The 13,046-nt window shown below is 57.1% G+C and carries 13 protein-coding genes; 6 read left to right on the top strand and 7 right to left on the bottom strand.

What is annotated here, in order from left to right; genetic code table 11:
* Positions 1 to 11: 11 nt before the first annotated feature.
* The 6 genes from sdhD to DSM117340_RS03045 form a co-directional block, all read right to left on the bottom strand.
* Positions 12 to 383: a succinate dehydrogenase, hydrophobic membrane anchor protein gene (sdhD, locus tag DSM117340_RS03070; protein ID WP_089887763.1), complete on the bottom strand. Its 372-nt coding sequence runs from the start codon at positions 381 to 383 to the stop codon at positions 12 to 14.
* 12 nt (positions 384 to 395) lie between these two features.
* Complete coding sequence (gene sdhC / locus DSM117340_RS03065) at positions 396 to 779, bottom strand: succinate dehydrogenase, cytochrome b556 subunit (protein WP_089887761.1); 384 nt, start codon at positions 777 to 779, stop codon at positions 396 to 398.
* 187 nt (positions 780 to 966) lie between these two features.
* On the bottom strand, positions 967 to 1,998 hold the full coding sequence (locus tag DSM117340_RS03060; RefSeq protein ID WP_089887760.1) for a MaoC family dehydratase: 1,032 nt from the start codon (positions 1,996 to 1,998) through the stop codon (positions 967 to 969).
* A gap of 1 nt (position 1,999) precedes the next feature.
* A complete protein-coding gene (locus DSM117340_RS03055) occupies positions 2,000 to 2,203 on the bottom strand; it encodes a DUF1737 domain-containing protein (RefSeq protein WP_089887758.1) in 204 nt (67 codons plus the stop codon).
* Between the two features lie 19 nt (positions 2,204 to 2,222).
* Complete coding sequence (locus tag DSM117340_RS03050) at positions 2,223 to 2,768, bottom strand: NnrU family protein (RefSeq protein WP_089887756.1); 546 nt, start codon at positions 2,766 to 2,768, stop codon at positions 2,223 to 2,225.
* A gap of 12 nt (positions 2,769 to 2,780) precedes the next feature.
* The gene (locus DSM117340_RS03045) at positions 2,781 to 3,629 is read right to left on the bottom strand and encodes a CoA ester lyase (protein ID WP_089887754.1); all 849 of its coding nucleotides are present in this window, start codon (positions 3,627 to 3,629) and stop codon (positions 2,781 to 2,783) included.
* Positions 3,630 to 3,879: 250 nt separating this feature from the next.
* Here DSM117340_RS03045 and DSM117340_RS03040 point away from each other — a divergent pair, with 250 nt between their 5' ends.
* Positions 3,880 to 4,185 carry a hypothetical protein gene (locus tag DSM117340_RS03040; protein ID WP_089888938.1) on the top strand — a complete coding sequence of 102 codons (306 nt, stop codon included), beginning with the start codon at positions 3,880 to 3,882 and terminating at the stop codon, positions 4,183 to 4,185.
* 3 nt (positions 4,186 to 4,188) lie between these two features.
* Here the strand turns inward: DSM117340_RS03040 and DSM117340_RS03035 are convergent, their stop codons facing one another.
* Positions 4,189 to 4,935, bottom strand: coding sequence for a sulfite exporter TauE/SafE family protein (locus DSM117340_RS03035; RefSeq protein WP_245724345.1), 747 nt, complete (start codon positions 4,933 to 4,935; stop codon positions 4,189 to 4,191).
* 158 nt (positions 4,936 to 5,093) lie between these two features.
* Here DSM117340_RS03035 and mdh point away from each other — a divergent pair, with 158 nt between their 5' ends.
* The 5 genes from mdh (at position 5,094) to odhB (ending at position 13,041) form a co-directional block, all read left to right on the top strand.
* The gene (gene mdh, locus DSM117340_RS03030) at positions 5,094 to 6,056 is read left to right on the top strand and encodes a malate dehydrogenase (RefSeq protein ID WP_089887752.1); all 963 of its coding nucleotides are present in this window, start codon (positions 5,094 to 5,096) and stop codon (positions 6,054 to 6,056) included.
* Between the two features lie 297 nt (positions 6,057 to 6,353).
* A complete protein-coding gene (gene sucC, locus DSM117340_RS03025; protein WP_089887751.1) occupies positions 6,354 to 7,547 on the top strand; it encodes an ADP-forming succinate--CoA ligase subunit beta in 1,194 nt (397 codons plus the stop codon).
* Between the two features lie 54 nt (positions 7,548 to 7,601).
* Positions 7,602 to 8,486, top strand: coding sequence for a succinate--CoA ligase subunit alpha (gene sucD, locus DSM117340_RS03020; RefSeq protein WP_089887749.1), 885 nt, complete (start codon positions 7,602 to 7,604; stop codon positions 8,484 to 8,486).
* A 97-nt stretch (positions 8,487 to 8,583) separates the two neighbouring features.
* Positions 8,584 to 11,544, top strand: coding sequence for a 2-oxoglutarate dehydrogenase E1 component (locus DSM117340_RS03015; RefSeq protein WP_089887748.1), 2,961 nt, complete (start codon positions 8,584 to 8,586; stop codon positions 11,542 to 11,544).
* Between the two features lie 3 nt (positions 11,545 to 11,547).
* Positions 11,548 to 13,041 carry a 2-oxoglutarate dehydrogenase complex dihydrolipoyllysine-residue succinyltransferase gene (odhB, locus tag DSM117340_RS03010; protein WP_354689849.1) on the top strand — a complete coding sequence of 498 codons (1,494 nt, stop codon included), beginning with the start codon at positions 11,548 to 11,550 and terminating at the stop codon, positions 13,039 to 13,041.
* Positions 13,042 to 13,046 lie beyond the last annotated feature (5 nt).

Genomic DNA, 13,046 nt, shown 5'->3' with positions numbered 1-13,046 from the left:
TCAAAATGTCCTTACAGCGCGAGTTTGGCCAGCGCGTAGAGCGCAGTAGCCGTCATCAAATAGGTGAGAGCTGTCACAAAAATGATCAGCCCTTTGCGGGTCGTGCCCTGCGTGTAATCCTCGATCATGATTTGCGCACCCTTGCGCGCATGATTGAGGCCGATGAAAAGCGTGAGCCCTACGATGATCACAACAAAGGGGCTTTGGAATGTCGCCAGCACATCAGCGTGGCTGCTCCCCAAAGCGCGCCCAATAATAAAGATAAAGGCAGGTACAACGAGGGCGAGGCCAACGGCGCTCACCTGCATGGACCAGTGGTGCTCTGCGCCATGATGGGCCGAGCCTTTGCCTGCTGCGCGTTTACGAGCTGTCAAATACCGCATGTCTCGCTCCCCTTATACGATGATCAAAGTGATTACGGTGAGAACGGCCGATCCGATCAGACAAGCCCATCCGAGCTTTTCTGCAGTCGGGATATCAAGACCGTGACCCGCATCAAAATAGAGGTGCCGCAGACCTGCAAGGTAGTGATACCAGACGCCCAGAACCGAGAGGCTCATGACGATGTCGCCGAACCACGAGGTCAGCACCGCGTTGGCGATCTCATAATAGGCGGGGCCGACAGCCGCCGCCAAGAGCCACCAAACCACGAGCAGCGCTGAGATGATCAGTGCGTTGCCTGTGATCCGTGTCAGGATCGAAGTGATCGAAGTGAGCTGCGGGCGATAAATCGTCAAATGCGGCGAAAGCGGGCGCTCTACGGGTTTGCCATTGGCCATGTGAGTAGATCCTCTTCTCAGATGCGTGCTGACTCAATACCTCTGCACGCGTTACACCTTTGATAACGAATTTGGAGGCAGAGTCACGCAAAGAGACGCCGATCAGACCTGCTTTTTTGTCGCAAATGCCGAGAAAATTGCATTTGTGATCACACTTATTGAAAGTGTGATCACAAAACAAGCCCTCTCATAGTGGCATCAGGGCCCAGTAATCGAGGTCCAAAAGAACATGCGGAAGATATTTTCCATCCTCGCCTTTGAGGGTAAAGGCGTCGCCCCCGCTCACGGCGACAAGCCGCAAACGCACAGCCCCCACGCCGGGCGCAGATGTCTCGGCCTTGTCCAGCACTTCGGACCACGCCTTCACAGTCAGCCCACTAAAACAGGGGTTTGCGTGCGCACCACCATTAAGGCCAACAATCATCTGCGCGTTTGCGAGCCCGTTAAAGCTCAACGCGCGTGCCATCGAGATGATATGTCCGCCATAGATGAGCCTCTGGCCATCGGGGCGGAACGTCGCGTCAAAATGTACCTTGGCGGTGTTCTGCCAAAGCCGCGTGGCGAGCATATGCTCAGCTTCCTCTATCGTCACACCATCAACATGGTCGATCTTCTCACCAACGGCGTAGTCGCCCCAGCGGTGCGGCTCGCCTGCAAGGGCAAAGTCATAGCCCGTAAAGTCCAAGCCCTCGGGGATCATCAGATCTTCGGGCGCGATCACACCCGCAAGCTCAGGCACATGTGTCTCGGGAGCAGGTGCATCCAGATTGCCTTTGCGCACCATGACCCAGCGCACATAACTGAGCACAGGCTCTTCCATCTGGTTGAGACCTGTAGTCCGCACCCAGACAACCCCTGTCTTGCCATTGCTGTTTTGCTTGAGGCCAATGACTTCAGACACAGCGCGCAGCGTATCACCGGGATACACAGGCAAAAGCCAGCGCCCCTCGGCATAGCCAAGATTGGCCACCGCATTCAGCGAAATATCAGGAACAGTCTTGCCAAAGACCACATGGAACGCCGCCAAGTCATCGATCGGGGAGCCTTCCAAACCGCTCTGAGCCGCAAAGACATCGGACGAATAGAGCGCGTGGCGCGCAGGATAAAGCGCATGATACAAAGCGCGCTCCCCCTCGCCCACGGTACGCGGCACGGCATGCTCAATCACTTGGCCGAGGGTGTAGTCTTCAAAAAAGCGGCCTGCGTTGGTCTTTGACATACTACTGCGCTCCAAGCTTCATATCGGGTGTATAATCCACGGCCACATCTTTGGTCACAGCCTGTCCGCAACGCATAACACCTGCGGCCTGATCCCATGCATAGGTCGGTGAGCCATAAAGTTCCCAGCCTTTGCTGAGGGCTTCAGAGACTTTGTGGCAAAAGGCCGATGTGTCTTCTTCTGTGAGTAATCTGTAGAGTTTCATATTTTTATCCAAACGAGTTTCACCCAAACGGGTTGTAACCAAGCCAGAGGTGAATGGCAGCAACGAGGCTGAACGCAACAACGCTGATCACACCTGCCAGCACCTCTGATTTCATCGCTGGCGCGACATAGGGCGCGCGCGGGCCCTCGCCGCGGTTGATCACCAGCATCTGCACAACAGACCAAACAGCTAGCCCACCAAACAAAACGAATGACGGGGTATCGCCATTGACCAAGAGATGCGCAGTCGACCAAACAAGAACAGCCGTCAGCTGTGCATGGCGGATCCAGCGGGTAATGCGCGTGCCTCTGACCGATGCCGCATAAATATAGAAAGCGAGCAGCATCAAAAGATTGTTGATGCCGACAAGCGCAGGGCTACGGCCCCAAAGTACAGCGCTATCTGCCGTGCGATAGCCAATCACCATCAAGACAATCGCAACAACCAGTGCGGCAGAGACAAGCCCTTTGCCCTTGTCACCCAAACCTGCGCGGCGCGCTGGTGCAAGTCGTTTGAAAAGATGTGCACCCGCCCAAAGCGCGACGCCGAGAATAAGTATGAGCATGAAAGCCTCCTGTTAGCGCGCGCTGACGGCCTCAGCCAAAGCGAGGATTTTGCGCGCCGTCTCAACATGCAGGTTTTCCACGATTTTACCATCCACAACCGCAACACCCTGCCCCGAAGCTTCCGTTTCCTCAAAAGCAGCAATCTGGCGCTCAGCAAGGTCGATCTCTTCGGCACTTGGGGAGAAGGCCTCGTTACAGACCGCAACTTGTGCGGGGTGAATGAGCGTCTTGCCCTCAAAGCCCATGTCACGGCCTTGGGCACACTCTGCGGCAAGCCCCTCGTCATCTTTGAACTGGTTGTACACCCCGTCAATCGCGACAATTCCATGCGCCTTTGCAGCCAAAAGCATCATCGACAACGAGGTGATCATCGGCAGACGGTCTGCGCGAAAGCGGCAGTTGAGCTCTTTGGCAAGGTCATTTGTCCCCGCCACAAAGCCCTTCATCTGAGGGTGCGCTGCAATTTCTTCAGCCTTCATCACACCCATTGGCGTCTCGATCATCGCCCAGATGTCTTTATCCTTGCCAATAATCGCAGCCAGAGCCTCGACATCCGCCGCCGAGCTGACCTTGGGCAGAAGGAACGCATCGGCCTCAGCATCTTTCATCGCCTCCGCATCCTCGCGCCCCCAAGCGCTATCAAGGCCATTAAGACGGATGATCTTCGCCCGCGCGCCATAGCCGCCTTCTTTCAGAGCAGCCTTCAAGGTGTCGCGCGCTTCGACCTTCGCATCAGGCGTCACTGCATCCTCCAAATCAAAGATGATCGCGTCCACATCAAGGCTGCGGGCCTTATCAAGGGCGCGCTCTTTCGAGGCGGGAATGTAAAGTACCGAGCGGTAAGGGCGGGGCATATCCATAAGTCTCTCCAGCAATAATCTTGCGCAGATGTGGCATTTTTTGTGCGATTTCTTCAAGCCAAAACGTGCTGCAGCGCAGAATTTTATCAAAGAAGGCCCCCGTCGCACGAGCCGTTAACCAATTCTTTAGGGCTTTTTCGCCATGATTTGCAGGGGTTCAGAGCGGCAAAGCTCGCTTCGCCTTGTGTAACTTGTGAAAGAGGACGCGTTTCAGCCCGCATCGGCAAAAGCCGTTGGGAAAGGTTATGTTATGAGTAGATTAGGTTTTGTCTTTGCCACCACGGTGCTTTTGCCTCTCGCGGCTGCAGCCCAGCCCGCCGCCAATTGTGCCCCCCGCGAAACCGTGGTCGCACGCCTCGCGAGCGCTTATGGCGAAACACGCCAATCGATCGGCCTTGGCTCAAACAATTCTGTGGTCGAAGTCTTTGCTAGCGTTGAGAGCGGCACATGGACAATCACCGTCACCACAGCCGCGGGCCTGACCTGCCTTGTTGCCAGTGGTCAGTCTTTTGAAGCGCTGGCAGAAGCCCTACCCACAAAAGAAAATGACGCCTGAGGCCTAGGTCAGCCCGTCCCAGACAAGCTTGGCCCCTGTCACAGTGAGCAAAACATAGGTGAGCGCAAAGAAGACCCGCTCGCCAATCAGAAAATGCGCTTTCACGCCAAGCCACGCGCCCAAGAGTGCAAAAGGCGCAAGCATCAAATCAAGTTTGAGCGTCTCCAAGGTAAAAATACCCATGAACCCGTAAGGGATCACCTTCACAATATTGATCAGCCAAAAGACAAGCACCGTGCTGGCCTGATACTCGGTCTTGCTCGGATTGCGTGACAAGAGATAAACGGCTGCCGCAGGGCCTCCCGCATGGCTGATAAAGCTCGTGAACCCTGCCACAAGCCCCGCAACCACGCCGCCCCAAGCGGGGATGGGTCGCTTCGCTGCCTTGATCAGCCCTGCGCGCCCCGCCATCTGCCATGCGACAAACAAAAGCGCGATCCCACCAATAATGAGCCGTAGCGTATCGGCATTGGCCCATGCGTAAAACAGCGCCCCAAGCAGCACACCCGGCACACCCGCAAGCACCAAAAGCCTTGCGTCTGCCCAGCGCCAACGCCCCCAATAGGGCTTTAGAGTGGCAAAATCGATCAGCATAAGAAGCGGCAGCATGATTCCCAGCGCCATCGCGGGCTCCACCACAAGAGCGAGAATCGCCGCCGCCGCAAACGCCGCGCCAGAGCCAAAGCCCCCCTTCGAGATGCCCGCAAAGGTCACAGCTGCGCCCGCTATAGCGAAAAATGCAAAATCCAACAGATCAGCCTTAAAGTTACGATTTCTCAATCGGTTTAGCGCTATCTGCCGTCTCAAAACAAGCAGAGCCTGACAGATGCCGCAGCGCAGCACCCTTGCGCTGGAGCAAATAAAAGCCTAGGCCATGCGCCAAATTCAACCCACACTGGAGAACCTTCATGGCCAGACCCAAAATCGCCCTCATCGGCTCAGGCATGATCGGCGGCACGCTCGCCCACCTCGCCGCCCTTAAAGAGCTTGGTGATATCGTGTTGTTCGACATCGCCGATGGCGTGCCACAAGGCAAAGCCCTCGACATCGCCGAAAGCGGCCCAGTCGAGCGCATCGACGCCGCCATGTCAGGCACAACAGACTACGCCGATATCGCAGGCGCAGATGTTTGCATCGTGACAGCCGGTGTGGCCCGCAAGCCAGGCATGAGCCGTGATGACCTCCTTGGCATCAACCTCAAGGTCATGAAATCTGTTGGCGAAGGCATTGCCGCCCACGCGCCAAACGCCTTTGTGATCTGCATCACCAACCCGCTTGACGCAATGGTCTGGGCGCTTCAGAAATTCTCTGGCCTGCCAGCGCACAAAGTCTGCGGCATGGCTGGTGTGCTTGACTCAGCACGCTTCCGTCACTTCCTTTCAGAAGAATTCGAAGTTTCTATGCGCGACGTAACTGCCTTTGTTCTCGGCGGCCACGGCGACACAATGGTTCCACTCACACGCTACTCCACAGTTGGCGGCATCCCGCTCCCTGACCTCGTAGACATGGGCTGGACAACACAAGAGAAGCTCGACGCAATCGTACAGCGCACCCGTGATGGCGGCGCAGAGATCGTTGGTCTTTTGAAAACTGGCTCCGCTTATTACGCGCCAGCCGCCTCAGCCATCGAAATGGCCGAAGCTTACCTCAAAGACCAGAAGCGCCTCCTGCCATGCGCGGCACATGTTGATGGCGCCTACGGCCTCGACGGCTTCTATGTTGGCGTGCCAACAGTGATCGGCGCTGGCGGTGTTGAGCGTGTTGTTGAGATCAACATGAACAAAGACGAAAAAGCCATGTTCGACAAATCTGTCGATGCGGTCAAAGGCCTCGTCGCGGCTTGTAAAGAGATCGACGGTTCACTCGCATAAGCGAAAGACTGTCCAAAAGACACCAAGAGGCGCGCCTGTTCTGGGCGCGCCTTTTTTGTGCAGAGCTGCGCAAATCAGGCCCTCCCTGCGACGCATCAGGCCTCAAAGCCGTCATCTGCACCAAAATGATTCTCTTGCCACGTCGAGCGGCGAATTTGTGATCACACATATAAATCCTGTGATCACAAAATGCAGAAATATCCCTATTCCCCCCTCATCAGTGCAAATTACTCTTAGGTTTTGCGAAACCTTGTGCGAGTAAAACCCCCAACAGCAGCAACCAGACGGGAAAGCTCTATGAACATCCACGAGTATCAAGCGAAAGCTCTGCTTCGCTCCTACGGCGCGCCAGTTTCAGATGGCCGCGTTGTCCTCAAAGCCGAAAACGCCAAAACAGCCGCAGGCGAAATGGACGGACCCCTCTGGGTCGTCAAAGCCCAGATCCACGCGGGCGGCCGCGGCAAAGGCAAGTTCAAAGAAGCTGACGCTGGCGAAGCTGGCGGCGTACGTCTTGCGCGCTCTGTTGAAGAAGCCGCAGAAGAAGCCAAGCGCATGCTCGGACGCACTCTGGTCACACACCAGACCGGTCCAGCGGGCAAGCAAGTCAACCGCATCTATATCGAAGACGGCTCAGGCATCGAAACAGAGCTGTACCTTGCTCTGCTGGTGGATCGCCAAACAAGCCGTATCTCTTTTGTCTGCTCCACCGAGGGTGGCATGGACATTGAAGAGGTGGCAGCCGCCACACCAGAGAAAATCCTCTCCTTCTCAGTTGATCCTGCGACAGGCTACCAAGCCTTCCACGGCCGCCGCATCGCTTTCTCACTCGGCCTCAAGGGCGCGCAGATCAAACAATGCGTTTCATTGATGGGTATTCTTTACAAAGCGTTCCTTGAGAAAGACATGGAAATGCTTGAGATCAACCCGCTCATCGTCACAGACGGCGGCGATCTGAAAGTGCTCGACGCCAAAGTCAGCTTTGATGGCAACGCGGTCTACCGCCACGCCGACATCGCCGAACTGCGCGACACCACAGAAGAAGACCCCAAAGAGCTTGAGGCCTCAAAGTATGACCTCAACTACATCGCTCTGGACGGTGAAATCGGCTGCATGGTCAACGGTGCCGGCCTTGCCATGGCAACCATGGACATCATCAAGCTCTACGGCGCTGAGCCAGCCAACTTCCTTGACGTAGGTGGCGGCGCGACCAAAGAGAAAGTCACTGAGGCGTTCAAGATCATCACGTCTGACCCACAGGTCAAAGGCATTCTGGTCAACATCTTCGGCGGCATCATGCGCTGCGATGTGATCGCGGAGGGCGTTGTGGCTGCTGTCAAAGAAGTGGGCCTCAAAGTTCCGCTGGTTGTTCGCCTTGAGGGTACGAATGTTGACGAAGGCAAAGCCATTATCAACAACTCGGGCCTTGATGTAATCGCCGCTGACAACCTCAAAGACGGCGCGCAGAAAATTGTAAAAGCCGTCAAAGGCTAATCGTCGGGTGGGTGCACCCCACCTCCCCAACGACCCTATCTAAGGAGCCAAAACATGGCAGTCCTCGTAAACGAAAACACAAAAGTCATCTGTCAGGGCCTCACAGGCTCGCAAGGCACATTCCACACCGAACAGGCCATCGCCTATGGCACCAAAATGGTCGGCGGCGTGACACCGGGCAAAGGCGGCAGCACGCATCTTGAGCTGCCCGTCTTCAACTCGGTCCACGAAGCCATGCACGTCACAGAGGCCAACGCCTCGGTGATCTACGTGCCTCCCCCCTTCGCGGCGGACTCTATCCTTGAAGCGATCGACGCTGAAATGCCGCTGATCGTTTGCATCACCGAAGGCATCCCAGTGCTTGACATGATGCGCGTCCAACGCGCGCTTGAAGGCAGCAAAAGCCGCCTCATCGGGCCAAACTGCCCAGGTGTTATCACGCCAGGCGCTTGCAAAATCGGCATCATGCCGGGCCACATCCACATGCGCGGCTCCTGCGGCGTTGTCTCGCGTTCAGGCACGCTGACATATGAAGCGGTCAAGCAAACAACAGACCTCGGCCTCGGCCAGTCTTCTGCTGTTGGCATCGGCGGCGACCCCATCAAAGGCACAGAGCACATCGACGTTCTGAACATGTTCCTTGATGACGACGAAACCCACAGCATGATCATGATCGGCGAAATCGGCGGCTCAGCTGAAGAAGAAGCCGCTGAATTCCTTGCCGCCCAGAAGAAAAAGGGCCGCTGGAAGCCAACAGCTGGTTTTATCGCGGGCCGCACAGCCCCTCCCGGCCGTCGTATGGGCCACGCTGGCGCGATCGTCGCCGGCGGCAAGGGTGGCGCGGAAGACAAGATCGAGGCCATGCGCAAAGCCGGTATCGTTGTGGCTGAAAGCCCAGCAAGCCTTGGCGAAGCCGTGATCGAAGCGATCGGCAAATAAGCAAAGACAATAGCAGCGGCGTATTTTGCGCCGCTGCTTTTCGCAACGCCACGAGCCAGAAACGCGCAGACCAAACGCTCGAACGCATAGGTGCATCATGACCGACCAGTCTTCCAACGACCAGTTCCACGCCTCCTCCTTCATGCAAGGCCATAACGCCGAGTATCTGGAGCAGCTCTATGGCCAATATGCCGCCGATCCGAACTCGGTTGACGACGCGTGGCGCGCGTTCTTTGGCGCGCTCGGAGATGCCGAGATGGACGTTAAGGCGGAAGCCAAAGGCCCAAGCTGGGCCCGCGCCGACTGGCCGCCTGTACCTCATGACGACCTGACCCAAGCGCTCACGGGTGAATGGGAAGAAGTAGAAGTAAAAGCCGCCGCCACCAAAATTCAGGCAGGCGCTGCCAAAGCGGGCGTTGATGCCTCAAACGCGGCTGTCCGCCAAGCCGTGCTCGACAGCATCCGCGCGCTGATGATCATCCGCGCCTACCGTATCCGTGGCCACCTCATTGCCAATCTTGACCCGCTCGGACTGACTGAGCACACGCCCCACCCCGAGCTCGACCCAAAGTCTTATGGCTTTACCGATGCCGACATGGACCGCCCGATCTTCATTGATAAGGTTCTGGGGCTTGATTTTGCCAATATGCGCCAGATCCTTGATATCGTGCGCCGCACCTACTGTGGCACATTCGCGCTGCAATACATGCACATTTCCAACCCCGAAGAAGCGGGCTGGCTGAAAGAGCGCATCGAAGGCTACGACAAGGAAATCAAATTTACCCGCGAAGGCCGTAAGGCGATCCTCAACAAGATGGTTGAGGCCGAGGGCTTTGAAAAATTCCTTCATGTCAAATACATGGGCACCAAACGTTTCGGCCTTGATGGTGGCGAAAGCCTCATTCCTGCGATGGAACAGATTATCAAACGCGGCGGCGCACTCGGCATTCGCGAAATGGTCATCGGCATGCCTCACCGTGGCCGCCTCAACGTGCTCGCCAACGTGATGAGCAAGCCCTACCGCGCGATCTTCAACGAGTTTCAAGGCGGCAGCTTCAAGCCCGAAGACGTGGACGGCTCGGGCGATGTAAAATATCACCTCGGCGCAAGCTCGGACCGCGAGTTTGACGGCAACTCTGTCCACCTCAGCCTCACCGCTAACCCCTCACACCTTGAGGCGGTCAACCCCGTTGTGCTCGGCAAGGTCCGCGCCAAGCAAGACCAGCTCGGCGATACAGAGCGCAAGCAAGTCATGGCAATTCTGTTGCACGGCGATGCGGCCTTTGCAGGCCAAGGCGTTGTGGCTGAAGGCTTGGGCCTCTCAGGCCTCAAGGGCCACCGCACAGGCGGCACGATGCATATCGTGGTCAACAACCAGATCGGTTTCACCACCGCGCCGCATTTCTCGCGCTCCTCGCCCTACCCCACAGACATCGCTCTGATGGTCGAAGCACCGATCTTCCACGTCAATGGCGACGATCCCGAGGCCGTGGTCCACGCGGCCAAAGTGGCGACAGAGTTCCGCCAGAAGTTTGGCAAAGACGTGGTTATCGATATTTTCTGCTACCGCAGGTTTGGCCACAACGAGGGCGACGAGCCCATGTTCACAAACCCGCTCATGTACAAAAAGATCAAGAAACAAAAGACCACGCTTAGCCTCTATACCGCTGAGCTGGTCAAAGACGGCCTCATCCCAGAGGGCGAGATCGAAGATATGAAAGCCGCGTTCCAAGCCCATCTGGGCGAGGAGTTCGAGGCAGGTAAAGACTACAAACCCAACAAAGCCGACTGGCTGGATGGCAAGTGGTCTCACCTCAACCGCGACAAAGAAGAGTATCAGCGCGGCGAAACCGCCATCAAGCCAGAGACATTCGCCGAGATCGGCCGCGCGCTCAGCACAGCGCCCGCCACTTTGCCGCTTCACAAAACAGTGGGCCGCTTGCTGGAAAGCAAGGCGCAGATGTTTGAAACAGGCGAAGGCTTTGACTGGGCCACAGGCGAAGCGCTGGCCTTTGGCTCGCTGCTCTCCGAAGGCTACCCTGTCCGCCTCTCAGGACAAGACGCCACACGCGGCACCTTCTCCCAACGCCACTCAGGCATCATCAACCAAGACACGGAAGAGCGCTACTACCCGCTCAACAACATCCGTGCAGGTCAGGCCCAGTATGAAGTCATCGACTCCATGCTGTCAGAATATGCGGTTCTTGGGTTTGAGTACGGCTACTCTTTGGCTGAGCCAAACGCCCTCACGCTCTGGGAAGCCCAGTTCGGCGACTTCGCCAACGGCGCTCAGATCATGTTTGACCAGTTTATTTCATCTGGCGAAAGCAAATGGCTGCGCATGTCGGGTCTGACAGTGCTTCTGCCGCACGGCTACGAAGGCCAAGGCCCAGAGCACAGCTCGGCCCGCCTTGAGCGTTTCTTGCAGCAATGTGGCCAAGACAACTGGATCGTCGCCAACTGCACGACACCAGCCAACTACTTCCACATTCTGCGCCGCCAGCTGCACCGCACCTTCCGCAAGCCGCTGATCCTGATGACGCCAAAGTCGCTCCTGCGCCACAAGCTCGCAGTCTCAAAGGCTGAAGAGTTCACCACAGGCTCAAGCTTCCACCGCATCCTCTGGGACGACGCTCAATACGGCAACTCCGATACGGTTCTTGCAAGCGACGACAAAATCAAACGCGTCGTCATGTGCTCGGGCAAAGTCTATTATGACTTGCTGGAAGAGCGTGACGCGCGCGGCATTGATGATGTTTATCTGATGCGCGTTGAGCAGTTCTATCCCTTCCCCGCTCAATCCGTCGTTAAGGAGCTGTCGCGCTTCAAAAACGCCGAAGTGGTCTGGTGTCAGGAAGAGCCAAAGAACCAAGGCGCATGGACATTCATCGAGCCTAATATCGAATGGGTCCTCGGGCGTATCAAAGCCAAGCACGGCCGCCCGACTTATGCAGGCCGCGCCGCAAGCGCCTCGCCCGCAACAGGCCTTGCCTCAGCCCACAAAGCACAACAAGCCGCACTCATTGACGATGCGCTCACACTGAAAAAAGGGAAATAACCCATGACCGAAGTTCGCGTTCCTACACTGGGTGAATCCGTCACCGAAGCCACAGTCGCCACATGGTTCAAAAAGCCAGGTGATGCGGTCCAAGCCGACGAAATGCTCTGTGAGCTTGAAACAGACAAGGTGACTGTCGAAGTCCCAGCGCCCACAGCGGGCACGCTGGGCGAGATCATCGCCGCCGAAGGCGAGACAGTGGGCGTTGACGCCCTTCTCGCCACAATCAACGCAGGCGAAGCCGCAGCAGCAGCCCCAAAAGCCGCCGCAGCGCCCGCTGCAGCAGCCTCAGCCGCTGCCGTTGATGTCATGGTGCCGACACTTGGCGAAAGCGTCACAGAAGCGACAGTTTCAACATGGTTCAAGCAAGTCGGCGATACAGTTGCCCAAGACGAAATGCTCTGCGAACTTGAGACAGACAAAGTCAGCGTCGAAGTACCAAGTCCCGCCGCAGGCGTTCTGACAGAAATCATCGCCGCCGAAGGCGCAACTGTTGACGCAAGCGCAAAGCTCGGCGTGATCAGCTCGGGCGAAGGCGCAACAGCCGCCGCAGCGCCTGCTGCTGCCCCCGCTCCAGCGCAAGCCGCCGCCACAGCAGGCGCCAAAAATGCGCCCTCAGCCGAAAAAATGATGGCCGAAAAAGGCCTCGACGCCAATGCCGTTGCAGGCACAGGAAAAGACGGACGGATCATGAAAGAAGACGTTATGAAAGCCGCCGCCTCCGCAGGCTCTGCCGCTGCTGCGGCCCCAGCACCCGCAGCACAAGCGCCCCGTGCGCCCGTTTCGGCCGATGACGCGGCCCGCGAAGAACGTGTCAAGATGACCCGCCTGCGCCAGACCATCGCTCGCCGCCTCAAAGAGGCGCAAAATATAGCTGCCATGCTGACGACCTATAACGAAGTCGACATGACGGCCGTTATGGAGCTGCGCAACCAGTACAAAGGCGAGTTCGAGAAAAAGCACGGTGTGCGCCTCGGCTTTATGTCTTTCTTCACAAAGGCTTGTGTGCACGCCCTCAAGGAAGTGCCTGAAGTTAACGCCGAGATCGACGGAACAGACGTTGTGTATAAAAACTTCGTCCACATGGGCATCGCCGCAGGCACGCCCACAGGCCTCGTCGTCCCTGTCATCCGCGACGTCGACCAGATGAGCTTTGCCGGTATCGAAAAAGCCATCGGCGAAAAAGGCCGCCGCGCGCGCGACGGCAAGCTCTCCATGGCCGAAATGCAAGGCGGAACCTTCACCATCTCCAACGGTGGCGTCTATGGTTCGCTGATGTCCTCGCCGATCCTCAACCCGCCACAGTCTGGCATCCTCGGCATGCACAAAATCCAGGACCGCCCAATGGCGATCAATGGTCAGGTTGTGATCCGCCCGATGATGTATCTCGCGCTCAGCTACGATCACCGCATCGTAGACGGCAAAGGCGCCGTCACCTTCCTCGTGCGCGTCAAAGAAGCGCTGGAAGACCCGCAGCGCCTCTTGATGGATCTCTAATCACA

It is taken from the genome of Lentibacter algarum (assembly GCF_040580765.1).
In the GTDB taxonomy this organism is placed as follows: domain Bacteria; phylum Pseudomonadota; class Alphaproteobacteria; order Rhodobacterales; family Rhodobacteraceae; genus Lentibacter; species Lentibacter algarum.
The sequence above is the reverse complement of the archived record's forward strand: the minus strand, read 5'-3'. Positions and strand labels throughout refer to the sequence as shown.